General features: G+C 59.2%; 20 protein-coding genes. 18 read left to right on the forward strand and 2 right to left on the reverse strand.

Annotated features, from left to right (window positions below):
- Positions 1–44 precede the first annotated feature (44 nt).
- The 13 genes from flhF to E5Q11_RS01490 all read left to right on the forward strand — a co-directional run bounded on the left by flhF (position 45) and on the right by E5Q11_RS01490 (position 11,805).
- Positions 45–1,361, forward strand: coding sequence for a flagellar biosynthesis protein FlhF (flhF, locus tag E5Q11_RS01430; RefSeq protein WP_135801629.1), 1,317 nt, complete (start codon positions 45–47; stop codon positions 1,359–1,361).
- 78 nt (positions 1,362–1,439) lie between these two features.
- On the forward strand, positions 1,440–2,252 hold the full coding sequence (locus E5Q11_RS01435; RefSeq protein ID WP_135801630.1) for a MinD/ParA family protein: 813 nt from the start codon (positions 1,440–1,442) through the stop codon (positions 2,250–2,252).
- Positions 2,253–2,282: 30 nt separating this feature from the next.
- On the forward strand, positions 2,283–3,017 hold the full coding sequence (locus E5Q11_RS01440; protein WP_135801631.1) for an RNA polymerase sigma factor FliA: 735 nt from the start codon (positions 2,283–2,285) through the stop codon (positions 3,015–3,017).
- A 78-nt stretch (positions 3,018–3,095) separates the two neighbouring features.
- Positions 3,096–3,479, forward strand: a complete 384-nt coding sequence (cheY, locus tag E5Q11_RS01445; protein ID WP_135801632.1) for a chemotaxis response regulator CheY — start codon at positions 3,096–3,098, stop codon at positions 3,477–3,479.
- Between the two features lie 20 nt (positions 3,480–3,499).
- Entirely contained in the window at positions 3,500–4,294 is a 795-nt protein-coding gene (locus E5Q11_RS01450) for a protein phosphatase CheZ (RefSeq protein ID WP_135801633.1), read from the forward strand.
- 16 nt (positions 4,295–4,310) lie between these two features.
- A complete protein-coding gene (locus E5Q11_RS01455; protein ID WP_135801634.1) occupies positions 4,311–6,368 on the forward strand; it encodes a chemotaxis protein CheA in 2,058 nt (685 codons plus the stop codon).
- Between the two features lie 35 nt (positions 6,369–6,403).
- Positions 6,404–7,549, forward strand: a complete 1,146-nt coding sequence (locus tag E5Q11_RS01460) for a protein-glutamate methylesterase/protein-glutamine glutaminase (protein ID WP_135801635.1) — start codon at positions 6,404–6,406, stop codon at positions 7,547–7,549.
- Positions 7,549–8,289: a flagellar motor protein gene (locus tag E5Q11_RS01465; protein ID WP_135801636.1), complete on the forward strand. Its 741-nt coding sequence runs from the start codon at positions 7,549–7,551 to the stop codon at positions 8,287–8,289. The genes E5Q11_RS01460 and E5Q11_RS01465 overlap by 1 nt, the downstream gene beginning before the upstream one ends.
- 13 nt (positions 8,290–8,302) lie before the next feature.
- Complete coding sequence (gene motD / locus E5Q11_RS01470; protein WP_225314982.1) at positions 8,303–9,088, forward strand: flagellar motor protein MotD; 786 nt, start codon at positions 8,303–8,305, stop codon at positions 9,086–9,088.
- A gap of 104 nt (positions 9,089–9,192) precedes the next feature.
- A complete protein-coding gene (locus E5Q11_RS01475) occupies positions 9,193–9,990 on the forward strand; it encodes a ParA family protein (RefSeq protein WP_135801637.1) in 798 nt (265 codons plus the stop codon).
- Positions 9,983–10,726, forward strand: coding sequence for a chemotaxis protein CheW (locus E5Q11_RS01480; protein WP_135801638.1), 744 nt, complete (start codon positions 9,983–9,985; stop codon positions 10,724–10,726). Before E5Q11_RS01475 ends, E5Q11_RS01480 begins: the two co-directional genes overlap by 8 nt.
- 130 nt (positions 10,727–10,856) lie before the next feature.
- Entirely contained in the window at positions 10,857–11,345 is a 489-nt protein-coding gene (locus tag E5Q11_RS01485) for a chemotaxis protein CheW (RefSeq protein ID WP_135801639.1), read from the forward strand.
- Between the two features lie 67 nt (positions 11,346–11,412).
- Positions 11,413–11,805 carry a DUF2802 domain-containing protein gene (locus E5Q11_RS01490; protein ID WP_135801640.1) on the forward strand — a complete coding sequence of 131 codons (393 nt, stop codon included), beginning with the start codon at positions 11,413–11,415 and terminating at the stop codon, positions 11,803–11,805.
- Positions 11,806–11,818: 13 nt separating this feature from the next.
- Here E5Q11_RS01490 and E5Q11_RS01495 read toward each other — a convergent pair whose 3' ends face one another.
- Together E5Q11_RS01495 and fliK are read right to left on the reverse strand one after the other, a co-directional pair.
- Complete coding sequence (locus E5Q11_RS01495; RefSeq protein ID WP_135801641.1) at positions 11,819–12,124, reverse strand: EscU/YscU/HrcU family type III secretion system export apparatus switch protein; 306 nt, start codon at positions 12,122–12,124, stop codon at positions 11,819–11,821.
- Positions 12,121–13,566, reverse strand: a complete 1,446-nt coding sequence (gene fliK, locus E5Q11_RS01500) for a flagellar hook-length control protein FliK (RefSeq protein WP_135801642.1) — start codon at positions 13,564–13,566, stop codon at positions 12,121–12,123. The genes E5Q11_RS01495 and fliK overlap by 4 nt, the downstream gene beginning before the upstream one ends.
- A gap of 121 nt (positions 13,567–13,687) precedes the next feature.
- On the opposite strand from fliK, the gene ccmA reads away from it, so the two are divergent.
- The 5 genes from ccmA to ccmE are packed head-to-tail and all read left to right on the forward strand — an operon-like array spanning position 13,688 to position 16,526.
- On the forward strand, positions 13,688–14,338 hold the full coding sequence (ccmA, locus tag E5Q11_RS01505; protein WP_135801643.1) for a cytochrome c biogenesis heme-transporting ATPase CcmA: 651 nt from the start codon (positions 13,688–13,690) through the stop codon (positions 14,336–14,338).
- Entirely contained in the window at positions 14,328–15,011 is a 684-nt protein-coding gene (gene ccmB, locus E5Q11_RS01510; RefSeq protein ID WP_225314981.1) for a heme exporter protein CcmB, read from the forward strand. Before ccmA ends, ccmB begins: the two co-directional genes overlap by 11 nt.
- Positions 15,012–15,043: 32 nt before the next feature.
- On the forward strand, positions 15,044–15,790 hold the full coding sequence (locus E5Q11_RS01515) for a heme ABC transporter permease (RefSeq protein ID WP_135801645.1): 747 nt from the start codon (positions 15,044–15,046) through the stop codon (positions 15,788–15,790).
- Positions 15,790–16,017 carry a heme exporter protein CcmD gene (gene ccmD, locus E5Q11_RS01520; RefSeq protein WP_135801646.1) on the forward strand — a complete coding sequence of 76 codons (228 nt, stop codon included), beginning with the start codon at positions 15,790–15,792 and terminating at the stop codon, positions 16,015–16,017. The genes E5Q11_RS01515 and ccmD overlap by 1 nt, the downstream gene beginning before the upstream one ends.
- A gap of 32 nt (positions 16,018–16,049) precedes the next feature.
- Complete coding sequence (ccmE, locus tag E5Q11_RS01525; protein ID WP_135801647.1) at positions 16,050–16,526, forward strand: cytochrome c maturation protein CcmE; 477 nt, start codon at positions 16,050–16,052, stop codon at positions 16,524–16,526.
- Positions 16,527–16,534: the final 8 nt, after the last annotated feature.

A 16,534-nucleotide genomic window follows, 5' to 3' on the forward strand; every position in this document is an offset into this window, starting at 1 on the left:
AGCGGCCGGCGACAGATGTCGCAGGCCCTGGAGGAAAGTTCATCATGAAAGTACAACGGTTTTTTGCCAAAAGCATGTCTGAAGCGCTGCGTCAGGTGCGTGATCAGATGGGAGAGGACGCAGTGATTCTCTCGAACCGACGGGTGGACGGCGGCGTCGAAATCGTGACAGCTCTAGATTATGACGAGAATATGGCGCGTCAGCGCCTGGGCGATGCCGCCAAGGAAGCCACCAATGGCTCTCGCCTGGCAGAACTTCAGGCGGAACAGCACCGCAGGCTGGAAGCGGAACTGAGCCGCTCCCGCGACCGGATACGGGAAGTGCGGGACGGCCAGTCTGAAAAAGACAGGCCGGAGCCGTCACGCCCTGTTCACACCGAGTCGCTGGCGGGCGTCTACCCACAGTTCAGCGAAGAACCGGCCAACGAGTTTGCCGAGCCCGGCTATTCCGGCGAGCTCGCCCAGATGCGGGCGGAAATCAGCTCGCTTCGGGATATGATGAGTGCCCAGCGTATCCGTCAGGAAGGTCAGAGAGGCAGAACTGACGCTCCTGAAAAAACCGGCACCAGTGCGGTACAGCAACGTCTGGCCGAGCGGCTTCAGGAATTTGGCCTGGGTGCGGAACTGTCGGGCAGCCTCGCCCGCCGCCATCGTGAGGGTCGCCTGGAAGATGGCTGGAAGCAGAGCCTCAAAATGCTGGCGGCGGGCGTTAAAACTGCCCGCGGCGATTGGGGCGCAGAGGGCGGTGTCTACGCGTTAGTGGGCCCGACCGGGTCTGGCAAAACCACGACCATTGGCAAGCTTGCGGCCCACTATGTTCTGAGCAATGGCCCGGAGTCGCTGGCGCTGGTCACCACTGACCGTTATCGGGTCGCGGCCCACGAACAGCTTTTCGTGTTTGGCCGGATTCTGAATGTGCCGGTCAGGGTGGTTGATGAACGCCATTCCCTTGATGATATTCTTGATGAGCTGTCCGACCGGCACCTGGTGCTGATCGACACCGCGGGACTGACCAGTTCCGACAAAGGGTACGAAGAACAGCTCAATGAACTGGCCAGAAGTCACCACCAGATAAGGACCCATCTGGTGGCCTCGGCAACCAGTCAGCCGCGGATTATGAAATCCGTCTGGCATTGCTATAAGATGGCGAATCTCACTGGTTGCGTGGTGACGAAAACCGATGAAGCACTGACCCTCGGGGAAGCTCTCGGCTTTGTGATGGAAACAGGTTTGCCCGTTGCCTACTACACTAACGGACAGAAGATTCCGGAAGACCTGCATCGGGCAGAATCTGTGCCGCTGGTGCGCATGGCAGTAGAGAGGCTGAAAAAGATTCAGCAGCAGTCCCCGTTGGCCGTCTGATTACAGCAGCCCGGAAAAAGCACTCAAAAATTACAAAACAGAGCCCTCGGTTTTCAAGGGCAAGAGATCAGAGCCAGTATGAGCAGACCACACGCGGTTCAGGTAATAGCGGTCACAGGCGGTAAAGGAGGGGTTGGCAAGAGCAACGTATCGGTCAACCTGGGCATCGCGCTGTCCCAGATGGGGCGCCGGGTTGTGCTGCTGGATGCCGACCTTGGTCTTGCAAACATAGATGTGCTGCTCGGCATTACGGCCAACCGCAACATTCAGGATGTCATATCCGGCGATTGTGACCTGCGCGACGTTCTGGTCAATGGCCCGGGTGGCATAAAGATCGTTCCTGCCTCCTCGGGCACCCAGAGAATGACCCAGCTGTCGAACCTGGAACATGCCGGGTTGATCAATGCATTCAGCGAGCTGGGCGACCAGATTGACGTGCTGATTGTGGATACCGCAGCGGGCATTTCCGAATCGGTTGTCAGCTTTCTTCGCGCTTCCCAGGAGCTGCTGCTCGTGGTCTGTGACGAACCCACGTCCATCACCGATGCCTACGCGCTGATCAAACTGATGAATCGGGATTATGGCACTGACCGATTCCGGATTCTGGCCAACCAGGTTCGCAACGAGCAGGAAGGCCGCCACCTGTTTGAAAAACTGACCAGAGTGACCGAGCGATTCCTTGATGTGGCGCTACAATATGTGGGTATCGTGCCTTACGACGAAGCCGTGAAGAAGGCGGTGCAAAGACAGAAAGCGGTTCTGGATGCCTATCCCCGGGCCAAAGCGTCGTTGGCGATCAAAGCCCTTGCCGAAAAAGTCGACAACTGGCCGTTGCCGATGTCTCCCCGGGGCCATCTTGAATTCTTTGTGGAGCGGCTCGTCGAAGTCTGATTCTGATCCTGTCACTGAGTAACCGGATACATGACATTGGCGAAAGAACTAGGAATCTACCAGAGAACCGGAGCGGGCGGCGCTTCAGCACTTGTTGAAGAGCATGCGCCTCTGGTCAAGAAAATCGCACTTCACCTTCTGGCCCGCCTCCCGGCTTCCGTCCAGTTGGAAGACCTGATGCAGGCCGGAATGATGGGGCTGCTGGAAGCTTCCCAACGCTATACCTCCACCAAGGGCGCCACTTTCGAAACCTACGCCGGTATCCGTATCCGCGGTGCCATGGTCGATGAAATCCGCAAGGGTGACTGGGTGCCACGGTCAGTTCACCGTAATGCCCGGCGTATTTCGGCGGCGATCAAGGTGGTTGAGGACCGGCTTGGCCGCGAAGCCCAGGACTGGGAAGTGGCGGAGGAACTGGGGCTGGAGCTGAACGATTATTATGCCAGCCTAAATGATGCAAGTAGCGGACGTCTTTTTAGTCTCGATGAGCTCAATGAATCCGGCGAGCTGCCGATAGACGTTCAGGACGTGGGAGATAACCCACTGGAGGGGCTGGCGTCTGACAATTTCAAAGCCAGCCTTGCCGGCGCCATTAACGAATTGCCCGAACGGGAAAAACTGGTGCTCAGCCTGTACTACCAGGAAGAGCTTAACCTGAAGGAAATCGGCGCGGTGCTCGGAGTCAGCGAGAGCCGGGTCAGCCAGATTCACAGCCAGGCCGCCCTGCGACTCAGAGGCCGTCTGTCAGACTGGCGTCAGTCATAGCCGGTGCAAAAAAAACGCTATAAACAAGGGCCTGCTAAACTGAACACTATTTTCGGGCACTTTTAACGGGAGGTCCCATTGGACAAAAACATGAAAATCCTGATCGTGGATGATTTCTCAACCATGAGACGGATCATCAAGAATCTGCTGCGCGATCTCGGGTTTACCAATACCGATGAAGCGGACGACGGCAACACGGCCCTGCCAATGCTGAAAAGCGGCAAATACGATTTTCTGGTAACTGACTGGAACATGCCGGGCATGTCCGGGCTGGATCTGCTGAAGGAAGTGCGGGCGAATGAGCAGCTCAAGACCATGCCGGTGCTGATGGTGACCGCCGAGGCAAAGCGGGATCAGATCGTGGCGGCGGCCCAGGCGGGCGTGAATGGTTATGTGGTCAAGCCGTTCACCGCTGCCGTCCTGAAGGAAAAGATCGAAAAGATCTTCGAACGCATCCAGTAACCAGAGGTCGGATAGGCTCTATGAGCAAGCATGAGACAGGCCATCAGGGCCTCGACGCCGAGGTTACAGAAAAACTTCGAACCCAGGCGACAAAGCTGGTCGAGCAGCTGAATGCGGGTGACTACGCAGGCGCGATGACGGTCATAAACGACCTCAGTGAAGTGCGGGACCAGAGCCTTTATCGGGAAGTGGGCAGGCTCACCCGAAGTCTTCATGAGGCGATACGGAATTTCCAGATAGACCCCCGTAATCCCGAGCAGTCTGAAGCGCTTTCCAAGATGACCGACGCATCGGACCGACTGGAATATGTGGTCCAGATGACCAGCAAAGCGGCTAACCGCACCATGGACCTGGTGGAAGAGGCGATGCCTCGGGCCAGCTCGATGCGGGATGAGGCGGCGGAACTGCGTGATGAGTGGCAGCGGTTGCGGCGTCGGGAAATGAAACCGGCCGAATTCCGGGCGCTGTATGCACGCATCGACAGTTTTTTCGTGACGCTCAATGCAGACGCCAATGCGACCTACGACAACCTGTCTGAAATCCTGTTGGCACAGGATTTCCAGGATCTGACCGGGCAGGTGATTCAGAAAGTCACGGCACTGGTGAAAGAGGTCGAAGAACACCTGTTGAGCCTGGTGGTGATGGCCAGCCACGTTGACCAGATAACCGGGACCGTCCATGAAGTTTCTCTGGACGACCGGGAACCGGAATCGGCAGAAAAGGGCGTTGGGCCCCAGATCAAGGCCGGCGAACGGGAAGATGTAGTGTCCGGACAGGACGATGTAGACGACCTTCTGTCCAGTCTTGGTTTTTGAGTTGCGAGGTTAACCCATGGCGTTGGATGCTGATGAAGAGATTCTGCAGGACTTCCTGATTGAAGCCGGCGAGATTCTCGAAAAACTGTCGGAGGAGCTGGTCGAGCTGGAGCAGCGCCCTGACGACAGCGATTTGCTGAACGCCATTTTCCGGGGTTTCCACACCGTGAAAGGCGGTGCCGGTTTCCTTCAGCTTGATGCGCTGGTGAGCTGCTGTCACTCGGCGGAAAACGTATTTGATACACTCCGGAATCACAAGCGCAAGGTCGATTCGGATCTGATGGACGTTGTGCTTCAGGCCCTGGACAACGTCAATGCCATGTTTGAGCAGGTTCGCCAGCAGGAGGAACCCACGCCCGCGCCGGATGAACTGATCAGGGCGCTCGACAGGCTGGCGGTGCCGGCCAGTCAGGATCAGCCCGCCGCTGATGCCACCCCCGATGCTGAAGAGTCTGAGCCCGTCGACGCCGGGGCGGCTGACGGCGACATCACCGATGATGAATTCGAGCAGCTGCTGGATGCCTTGCAGGATAACGGCGAGGAAGAACAGGGCAGCGGTGATGAGATCTCCGACGACGAATTTGAAAGCCTGCTGGACGAATTGCACGGCAAGGGCAAGTTTTCCGGCCCGCCGACAGCAGACAAGGCGCCGGCTGGTCAGGAAGACAGCGACCCGGACCTGATCAGCGATGATGAATTCGAGCGCTTGCTGGACGACCTGCACGGCAAGGGCGGAAGCCCCACCGAACCCAGTGCTTCAAAGCCCGCAGCGAAGAAACCCGCAGCAGACAAATCACCTGCTGACAAAAAGCCGGCGGACAAAAAGCCTGAAAAGGCCGCTGCGCCAGAACCAGCGCCAGCAAAAGAGGCCCCGGCTGCGCCAGCCATGCCCGCAAGGGATACTGCTGCGCCCGTGGCAGAAACGTCTGTGCGTGTGGATACCAAGCGCCTGGACGACATCATGAACATGGTGGGCGAACTGGTGCTGGTGCGTAACCGGCTGCAGCGGCTGGGTGGTGAAAGCGAAGACGAGCAGATGCACAAGGCGGTGGCCAACCTGGACGTTGTCACGACTGATCTGCAGTCGGCTGTCATGGCCACCCGTATGCAGCCGATCAAGAAAGTATTCGGCCGCTTCCCCAGGGTCGTTCGTGACCTTGCCCGCAGCCTCAAGAAAGAGATCAATCTTGAGATGCACGGCGAAGAGACAGACCTCGACAAGAATCTGGTTGAGGCACTGTCCGATCCGCTGGTTCACCTGGTCCGCAACTCTGTAGACCATGGCATCGAAGCCCCGGACGTCCGGGAAAAGGCCGGTAAGCCCCGGCAGGGCAATGTTGTGCTGTCAGCGGAGCAGGAAGGGGACCACATTCTTCTGTCGATCAGCGATGACGGCGCTGGCATGGACCCGGCGGTTCTGCGTCGAAAAGCCGTGGAAAAAGGCGTCTATGACCAGGACGCTGCGGACCGGCTGACCAACAACGAATGCTACAACCTGATCTTTGCCGCGGGTTTCTCCACCAAGGACCAGATTTCCGACGTGTCCGGCCGTGGTGTGGGCATGGATGTGGTCAAAACCAAGATCAGCCAGCTCAACGGCCAGATCAGCGTTGAATCGGAGCTGGGCAAAGGCTCGCGAATCATTATCAAGGTGCCGCTGACCCTGGCGATCATGCCCACTCTGATGATCAAGCTGGGCGATCAGGCGTTTGCGCTGCCGCTGGTCAACGTGGTGGAAATCTTCCATCTGGATCTGACCAAAAAGAACATTGTCGACGGGCGCGAGTGCATCGTGGTCAGAGACAAGGTATTCCCGCTGTTCCATATCAAGCGCTGGCTGGTGAAAAAGAATGGCGAGCCAGAACCAGAGAACGGCCACGTTGTGATCGTGGCCATGGGCACACGCCGGGTCGGATTTGTGGTAGACCAGTTGGTGGGGCAGGAGGAAGTGGTTATCAAACCTCTGGGCCGGGCGCTTCAGGGCACTCCGGGCATGGCGGGGGCCACGATCACAGGGGATGGCCGTATTGCACTTATCATTGATGTGCCGAGCCTGCTTCAACACTACGGTTAAGGGACGCCCTGCATGGCAGTGTCTAGGAGAAATGGATGACGGTTTCTGTTCTGGTCGTTGATGATTCCGGATTCTTCCGTAAACGGTTGACGGAAATACTGACGGTTTCGGGCCAGATCAAGGTTGTGGGCGTTGCCACCAATGGCCGCGAAGGCGTCGATATGGCCGAGAAACTTCGGCCAGACGTGATCACCATGGACTACGAAATGCCGGTCATGGACGGCATTTCGGCGGTACGGGAAATTATGGCCAGGCGCCCGGTTCCGGTGCTGATGTTTTCCTCGCTCACCTATGAGGGCGCACGGGTCACTCTTGATGCCCTGGAAGCCGGCGCCGTTGATTTCCTGCCCAAAAACTTCGAAGAAATTGCCCGGGATTCAAGCCAGCTCCAGCGAATTCTGATTGATCGGGTGCTGGATGTGGCCCGCAGCAGCCCCGGGTCCCGGCCGACGGCGTCGACCAGTGTCGCGGCTTCGCCTTCGCCGGCGCGCCAGCCAGCGCCGGCACCCACTTCACGTCCATCAAGGCCGCAGGCTTCAGTTGCTGAGGTCCGGGCAGCGTCTTCACAGCCGGAAACGCCCCGGTCGACTTTCCGGCGCAGCCCGGCCAAGCGCTACAGTGTTGTGGCCATTGGCACATCGACCGGCGGCCCGGTGGCGCTTCAGCGGGTGCTGACCCACCTGCCTGCGTCTTTCCCGGCGCCGGTGGTTCTGGTCCAGCACATGCCGGCCAGTTTTACCCCGGCTTTTGCCGAACGCCTGAACAAACTGTGCAAGATTGAGGTTCGGCAGGCGGAAGACGGAGACCTGTTAAAGCCGGGGCTGGCATTACTGGCCCCCGGCGGCAAGCAGATGGTGATTGAGAACCGCGGAGGCCAGGGCAGGGTGAAAATTCTGCCCGGTGATGACCGCCTGCATTACAAGCCGTGTGTGGACGTTACCTTTGGCTCACTGGCCAGAGCCTACCCCGGCAAGACCCTGGGCGTGATCCTCACCGGCATGGGCGCCGATGGTAAAGAAGGTTGCCGGCTGATGAAACAGAGCGGCTCGGTTGTCTGGTCGCAGGACGAGAAGTCGTCGGTGATTTACGGCATGCCCATGGCCGTTGCCAAAGCCGGCCTGACCGACGAGGTGCTGTCGCTGGATGACGTGGGTCCCCGGCTGATCGAGGGAGTGAGCTGATGGATATTCTCAGCCTGCTGGGAATCATTCTTGCGTTTGTTGCCATTCTGGGAGGAAACCTGCTGGAGGGTGGTGCCCTCGGCTCGCTGTTCAATGGGCCGGCGGCCCTGATCGTGATCGGTGGCACCCTAGCCGCCACCATTCTGCAGACTTCGTGGCCGCTACTGAAACGCGCCTGCCGCCAGGTTCGCTGGGTGTTCTTCCCGCCTTATATCAGCCTGGAAGACGGCATTGGCAAAGTGATCGACTGGAGTGTGAAAGCCCGCAAGCAGGGGCTTCTGGGGCTTGAGGGCCTGGCGGAAAAAGAACCGGAGCGGTTCGCCCGAAAGGGTCTGCAACTTCTGGTAGACGGTTCCGAGGCGGAAACCATTCGCAGCATTATGGAAGTGGAGCTGGAATCCCGCGAACAGAGGGACATGGAATCTGCCCGGGTATTTGAGGCCATGGGCGGTTACTCCCCGACCATTGGCATTATCGGCGCGGTGATGGGGTTGATTCAGGTGATGACCAACCTGGAAGACCCGGAGTCCCTGGGCAGCGGCATAGCGACGGCCTTTGTCGCCACTATTTATGGCGTCGCCCTTGCCAACCTGCTGTTTTTCCCGGTGGCCAACAAACTGAGGGGAATTCTCAGAGAGCGTACCCGCTACGAAGACATGATGATCGACGGCATTATTGCCATCGCCGAAGGCGAGAATCCGAAATCCATTGAGCTCAGGTTGCGGGGCTTCCTACAGTGAAAGGTTTTCTGCAGTGATCCGACGCCGCCGCAGGGCAGAAGAAGACGATCTGCACAACAAGGAACGCTGGCTGATTTCCTACGCCGATTTCATCACCCTGCTGTTCGCTTTTTTTGTGGTGATGTATTCCGTGTCTTCGGTAAACGAGGGCAAGTACAAGGTACTGTCTGAAACCCTCACCGGTGTCTTCAATGCCCCGCAGCGTTCTCTTCAGCCTATTGAAATAGGAGAGGAGCCGCCGGTTTCAGCGCAGCCGAGCCAGGATGTGATTCAGCCCCCGGTTACCGAAGCGCCGCGCAATCCGGACATGGATGAGGCGGGTCGGACCGAAGCCCTGCGGGCTATGGCGGATACCCTGGCTCTGGAGTTTGATGAACTGATCAACCAGGGCGTGGTGACGGTGGAAAGTAATGAGGCCTGGCTTGAGCTTAGCCTGCGAAACAGCCTGCTGTTCAGCAGCGGCGATGCAGAGCCACACTATGACGCCTTTGAAGTGATTGAAACCATCGCCTCGGTGCTTGTGAACAAAGACAACGCCGTGCGGGTCGAAGGTTTTACCGATGACCAGCCCATTCGCACCAATGCCTTTCCCTCGAACTGGGAGCTCTCTACGGCCAGGGCGGCAGCGGTTGTTCGCATGCTGACCATGGAAGGGGTCGAACCCGAACGCATGGCCGCCATCGGGTATGGCCAGCACCAGCCGGTTGCGCGGAATGATACTGAGGAAGGACGCCGCCGGAACCGGCGGGTTGTATTGCTGATCTCAAGGGATGCCAGCATTCGCGGGGCTGTGCGTTAGGCGGTAAATTGCTTGCCGAAAATTCTTCAAGTTAGGCGGATTTCAGCCGATAACTCTTTGTGGATTCCGGGTTTTCCGGAGCGGTTCATTCTGGGGAGCAGCGTGTGCGGATCTGGGCAGTAGCCAATCAGAAAGGTGGTGTGGGTAAGACGACCTCCGTCGTTGCCCTGGGCGGCTTGCTGGCAGAGCGGGGCAAGCGGGTGCTTGTGGTGGATCTTGACCCCCATGGCTCACTGACCAGCTGGTTCGGCTATGACCCGGACACCATCAGCCACAGCGTTTTCGATCTGTTCCAGCATCAGGGCAAGGTGCCCGATGGTCTGACTGCCCAGCTGATTACTGAAACCAGCTGCAAGGGTCTGTCCCTGCTGCCGGCCAGCACGGCGTTGGCGACCCTTGAGCGGAAAATGGTGGGCGTGTCCGGAATGGGACTGATTATTTCCAGGGCGTTGGCGCAGATCTGGGACGATTTCGATTATGTGCTGCTGGACAACACGCCCTCACTGGGGGTTCTGATGGTCAATGCTCTGGCGGCGGCCCAGCATCTGATCATTCCTGTTCAGACTGAATTCCTGGCGCTCAAGGGTCTGGAGCGCATGCTGCACACCCTTGAGATGATCATGCGGTCTCAGAAAAATACCCTGTCCTACACCATTGTTCCGACCCTGTTTGACCGCCGCACCCAGGCATCGGTCAAGAGTCTGAACCAGCTTCGCAAAAGCTATCCGGATACCCTCTGGAAATTTGCCATACCGGTGGACACCAAATTCCGGGATGCCAGCCATGCCGGGCTTACTCCTTCAGCACTTGATTCCGAAACCCATGGGGTCAGGGCTTACGCTCGGCTGCTCAATGACCTGCCGTCGCTGACCCGTGCACGGTCGGAGCAGCAACATGGGTGAACGCAAGCCTGACTTCAGGGCCGACAGAAAATTGACGCAGGTCAGCAGTCCCAGCTCGGCCATTGCCAGTTATCTTGACGACCTTCTGCACACGGCGACTGATACGGCGGAAGATGAGATTTTTCTGGAGCCTGAAATTCAGGTCAGCAAGCCTGTTCCGCCAGAGCCAGAGCCAGAGCCAGAGCCAGAGCCAGAGCCAGAGCCAGAGCCAGAGCCAGAGCCAGAGCCCGTCGAAACGCCCATGCCACCTGCCCAGGAGCCACCGGGCCGTCCGGACTGGTCCCACAAACCATTCGAATGTCTGATTTTCACGGTGGCCGGGCTGAAACTGGCAGTGCCACTTATTCTACTAGGCGCCATTCACCGCATCGAAGAGCCGGTAAAACCCTTGCCGGGCAGCCCCCGGTGGTACATGGGGATGCGGCCGGATCGCGGCCATAACCTGCGGGTGGTTGATTCCGCCGAATGGATCATGGCCGGCAGGGCGCCCGCCGATGCCCGGGAGCAATACCAGTTTATTATCCGGCTCGATAAAAGCGACTGGGGGCTGGCCTGTGACGACGTGGCCCAGTCCTTCACCCTCAAGCCTGATCAGGTGCGCTGGCGCACCGCCCGCAGCAAGCGGCCCTGGCTGGCGGGCACGGTGATTGACCATATGTGTGCGCTGATTGACGTGCGCACCATGGCTGATCTGCTGGTTCGGGCGGAGCGGGAACAGCACCTGGATCTGAGCTGACCGAACTGAAAACCGCCCGTGCCCTGCGCTAGTGGCACGGTTTGTGCCCTGAACTATAGTAATGGGCACTGGTGATGATTTTTTGACGATCAGGTTGCCCGCCGGGCAGCCGAACAGGAGAGACAAGGCTATGGCATCCCCGAGCGGACAACAGAAACAGGCTCACGATGATCAGGTACTGCAGTATGTGACTTTCAGGCTGGACGATGAAACCTACGGCATTGACGTGATGCAGATTCAGGAAGTGCTGCGTCACACCGAGATCGCCCCCGTACCCGGCGCGCCGGATTACGTACTCGGCATCATCAACCTGAGGGGCAATGTGGTAACAGTGATTGATACCCGCCGCCGCTTTGGACTGGCCGACGCTGAGATCACCGATTCGACTCGGATTGTGGTGATGGAATCAGCCAATCAGGTGATGGGTATTCTGGTGGATTCAGTGGCCGAGGTGGTTTACCTGAAGGCCAGTGAAATTGAAACAGCGCCCAATGTGGGCAACGAGGAAAGCGCCCGGTTCATTCAGGGTGTGTGTAACAAGAACGGCGAACTGATCATTCTGGTCGAGTTCGACAAGATGTTGTCAGACCACGAGTGGGCTGAAATCTCCGGACTGTAAAACCGGCCTGAACCCGGACAGATCCCAGATGGACGTTCCCGTGGCATCACAAGCGAGGACGTCCGTAATGACCGAAATTCTGTTTGCAAAGGCCCCCTGGTTCCTGACCGCTGCCATTCTATGCCTGATGTTTGTTCAGGGTATTGCCGCCCGCCGCCAGATCCACAAGCTGCGGGCGGAACTCAAAGCCCGCTGTGAAGATCTTGGCCGCGAACTGCACGCAACCGCCAGTGGCAGCATGGGGGTCGGCCAGCGGGTTGTGGCCTGTGAGCGCCAGCTGCATGAACTGCGTGGCACCCTGGATGAAATGCGCCAGAACGATCCCCTGAGAATTTCCTACGATGAAGCCTCCCGGCTGGTGGACCTGGGCGCCGATATAGACGACCTGATGAATACCTGTGGAATTTCCCGGCCGGAAGCTGAACTGGTGTCTGCCCTGAGAAAACGACAGGCCGCCTGACCGCTGCAGCGCATCAGTCTCTGCTGGGGGGATGGCCCGCGTCCTCGGGTGTCCGGCCCTCCAGGTTGAAGGCAAACGCCAGAATCTCCGCAATGACCCGGTACAGGGTTTCGGGGATTTCCTCGTTCAGGTCCAGTCGCGCCAGAATTCCGGCAAGTTCGGCATTCTCGTAAAGCGGTACCCCGTGCTCACGGGCGATCCGGATGATCTCTTCCGCCAGTTCGTGGGTGCCTGTGGCCGCAATGGTCGGCGCGTGCGTGCCGTCGTATTTCAGGGCCACAGCCGCAGGTGATGCCGGTTTCTGATTGCTGTCTGTCATGCCCTTGTATCCACCAGCCGGTGTTCCAGATGGGTTGTTGCCCCCCGGGGTATACCTCGGCGGCATTCGAGATCGGTCACCTCCAGCCCCAGGTCGACCAGGCTTCTGCGAAGCTCGGGCAGCCGTTCCCTGGCCTGCTGGAGCGTCGACTGTCTTTCTGCCCAGACCTGCGCGGATACCTTTCCGAACCCCAGTGACACATCGAAATGCAGGGCGCCTGCTTCGTCAAGATTCATTGCCAGGGACAGCTTCCATTCGGTGTTCCGGGACCGGTTGTTGCGGTCGTTATCGCTTTCCCTGGCCTGTTCTTCCACCCTTACCTGTATGACCCGGGGTTCATTGTTCTGGTTCAGCCAGGGCAGGTCCACTACCAGGGTGTTGTTCGGCGCTGGCGCGTCTGCGGTGGTTCGTGTGGACAATATCTGGCTGTGCAACTGGTTTACGGTGATCCGGTTCAGCACCCCGGCCAGCAGCCTGAGCATCTGGCCCACGCTGACGGGTTCTGATGAGAACTGCGCCATCTGTGGGCTGGAGGCGGCCGGGAACTGCAGCGGTGCCTGCACCAGATCCGGGCTGGGGATGGGCGTCAGCCGGTTGAATGCGTTCAGGTTCTGGCCCTGCAGTTCCAGTAGCTGATGAATGATTCTTCCGATCGCCAGTTTCAGGTCGGCCGGCGGGGCATCGGGGGCGCGGGCGGTTCGGGATTCCGCAAAAACCCCGCTTTGTTCAAGCCATTGCCTGATCTGATTGGCCGCAGGTGCGCCGGGGCCCGTTGTAGTTGCGGCACCACTGCCACCAAGAGGCGCGGACCCGGCGGCTGGTGGGGCCGCCTGCCCGCGGGGGCCAGCATCTCCGGCGACCAGCGCGGACAGGGCCTGGCGGTTGGGTAACAGGGTTGCTAACTGTTCGATAGCCTGGCGTACCCCTGGCGGCAGCGGTTGGGCGGCGTCCGTAAATCCCGTGGCAGGCGCCGGGATGGCAGTGCCTGCATCGGCTCTAACCCCGCTGGTCAGAGCAGTCAGTACCCGCGCCAGGCCTGCATCCAGGGACTGCTGCCAGGGCAGCCGCTGGGCCAGGGCTCTGGCAACGGTGGATTCGGCGGCAGTCGCAAGTTTCCCCATTAGTCGCAGTTCGTTGCCGGCCCGCATGACCTTGACCCAGTCGCCGGTTTCCAGCGCGGTTTCACCAATGGTGGCATTGACCGCCAGGCTCTGCCCGCGCACATCGAGGAGCAGGCGGCTGGCGCCAGTGGACTGCTGGTTAATGACTTCTGCCACCCGTGCCAGTACGGTCTCGCGGTTGGCAAGATTGAGCTGGGCAAGCTGGGCCCGTGCAGAATTGGCCTGGCTGACCTCTGCGGGCTGGCCTTGCAATGCCGCGCGGGCGGTCTGCAAAGGCCCGTCCGGAGCTGGGGGCGGCAGATTGCCGTTAGGTACTTTCATCGCGTCTGGTCTCGAGTCCGAATTGCTGCCTGAGCAGAGTATTCCGGTAGCTCTTTCGTTATAATACCGGCCGCCGGCGGGTCTTGCCCGGCCGCAACCATGAACCAGTTCCGGGGCCGTGATGTCCGAACCACTGCTACAGGCCGTCAATCTGCATTGTGAGCGGGATCATCGTACCCTGTTCCGGGACCTGTCCTTCTCCATACTGCCCGCTACCCTGACCCGTGTCGAGGGCCCGAACGGTTCCGGCAAAACCACGCTGTTGCGGGTGCTGGCGGGCCTGAACGATAACGCTGACGGCCAGGTGCTCTGGCATGGCGAGGATCGTGGTGCCAGTCGCGAATCCTTTTTGCGCAATACCCTCTATATCGGTCACCGGCCCGGAATCAAGGCCATGCTGACTCCTCTGGAGAATCTTCAGGCCCTGACCGCCGGAAGGGGAGGTTGCCCGGATTCAGCCCTGCGCCAGGCCCTCGCGGGTACCGGGCTGTCGGGTTTTGAGGATATTCCCTGCCGCCGCTTGTCTGCAGGTCAGCAGCGACGGGTTGCGTTGGCCCGGTTGCTGGTCGCGGATGAGCCACTTTGGATTCTCGATGAGATTTTCACCGCCATCGACGCCCAGGGCGTTGAGGCGCTGGAGCGTCTGCTGGTTCAGCGGGTGGCAGAAGGTGGCAGTATTATCCTGACCACCCATCACGATCTGCGGGTGCCGGGCATGGAGCGCATCCGTCTGGGAGATAGCGACCATGAGGAGGTCAGCCATGGGCTCTGACCTCTCGGCGATGAAAGCGGTGATGTTGAGGGATATCAAAACGTCCCTGCGTCAGCCCCAGGATCTGTTGAACCCGCTACTGTTCTTTATTCTGGTGGTCATGCTGTTTCCTCTGGGGGTCAGCCCGGAAGTGGAGTTCCTGCAGCCTGCCGGTGGGGGTATCCTTTGGGTGGCGGCGCTGCTGTCGGTGTTGCTGTCGCTGGACCATCTGTTCCGGCACGACTTTGATGACGGCACCCTGGAACAGTTGATGCTCCAGCCTCAGCCACTGTTTCTGCTGGTGCTGGCAAAATCCATCGCCCACTGGCTGCTGACCGGGCTGCCGCTGGTCGTGCTGACGCCATTGCTCGCGGTTATGGTGCATCTTGAGGGGAACTCCATTGGCGTTCTCTGTCTAACGCTGCTGATCGGCACCCCGGTACTGAGTCTGATCGGCGCGATTGGTGCGGCCCTGACCCTGGGTTTGCGATCGGCAGGGGTGCTCTTGTCCCTGATGATCATTCCGCTGTACATTCCGGTCCTGATTTTTGGTACCGGCACGGTGATGGCCGCGGCAGAAGGTGCTGCGGTTGCGGGGCAGCTGGCGCTGATGGGCGCGTTTCTGGCGCTGGCGCTGACCCTGGCGCCTTTTGCAGCAGCAGCGGCATTAAGAATCAGTCTGTCGAACGGCTGACCGGACAAGGCAAAGAGGAAGGTAAAGACCGAATGTGGCAAATTTTTCACAAACTGGGATCGCCTAAATGGTTCTACGGCATTGCGTCCCGGTTGATGCCATGGTTGCTGTGGGTCGGGGTTGCGCTGTTCATCGCAGGGGTCATCTGGGGCCTGGCGTTCGCGCCACCGGAACGCCTTCAGGGCAACAGTTACCGGATCATCTATATCCATGTTCCGGCTGCGTTTCTGGCCCAGTCTGTCTATGTCATGATGGCGGTCGCCGCAGTGGTGACCCTCGTGTGGCGCATGAAGCTGGCGGATGTCTTCGTCAAATCGGTTGCGCCGATAGGCGCACTGCTGACTTTTCTGGCACTGTTTACCGGCGCGGTCTGGGGCAAGCCCACCTGGGGTACCTGGTGGGTCTGGGACGCGCGGCTGACCTCCATGCTGATACTGATGTTGCTGTACGCCGGCGCGATTGCACTGGGCCGGGCCATACAGGATGAAAAATCATCGGCCCGGGCGGTTGCCGTACTGGTGCTGGTGGGAGTAGTGAACATTCCCATCATTCAGTATTCGGTTGAGTGGTGGAATACGCTGCATCAGCCATCCACCTTCAAACTCACCGAGAAGCCGAAAATGGCCTCGGAGATGTGGGTGCCGCTACTGATGGCGATTCTTGGCCTGTACATGCTGTTCGGTTGGCTGGCCTGCCTGAGAATGCAGACCGAGGTGCTGGTTCGTGAAGGTCGAACACGCTGGGTGAAAGAACTGATACAGCAGGGAGGTACTCGCTAATGGCATTCGATTCCCTGGAAGCCTTTATTACCATGGGTGGTCACGGACCCTACGTCTGGTCCTGCTATTTCGTCTTTTTTGCGCTGTCGCTCGTACTGATTCAGTGGTCGCGGGTTCATCGCCGTTTTGTGCTGCGAACCCTGGCGCGAGGCTATGCCGAGCCAGACACCGCGGGTACCAGCAGGGCCAGCGCCGATTTCGCGCGGGTGGACACTTCAGATCACTGAGCTATCGATTCAATCATTGACGGGTAGGCAAAATGCATCCGATTCGTAAAAAACGGCTGACCATTGTTCTGTTTCTGGTGGTTGGCGTGTCAGTGGCAGTGGCGCTGACGACCTACGCCCTACGACAGAACATCAACCTGTTCTATGACCCCAGCCAGATTGCCGCCGGCGAAGCGCCTGTGGATGTCCGTATCCGCGCCGGTGGCATGGTCGAGGAAGATTCAGTGATCAGGGACCCGGAAAGCCTGATGGTTGAATTCAAGGTAACCGACTTTTCCTCCTCCGTGCTGGTGGAATACACCGGCATACTTCCGGACCTGTTTGCGGAAGGTCAGGGCGTGGTTGCCATGGGGCGCCTGAATGGCCAGGGCCGGTTCGTCGCCGATCAGGTGCTTGCAAAACACGATGAAAACTACATGCCGCCGGAAGTGAATGAAGCTCTCGAGAAAGCGGCCAACAAGCGCGCCAGCGAGAGCGGCGGACAGCTTGAGACATCGGCAGGCTACTGAGCCGGCTG

This window comes from Marinobacter confluentis (assembly GCF_004785685.1).
GTDB lineage: Bacteria > Pseudomonadota > Gammaproteobacteria > Pseudomonadales > Oleiphilaceae > Marinobacter > Marinobacter confluentis.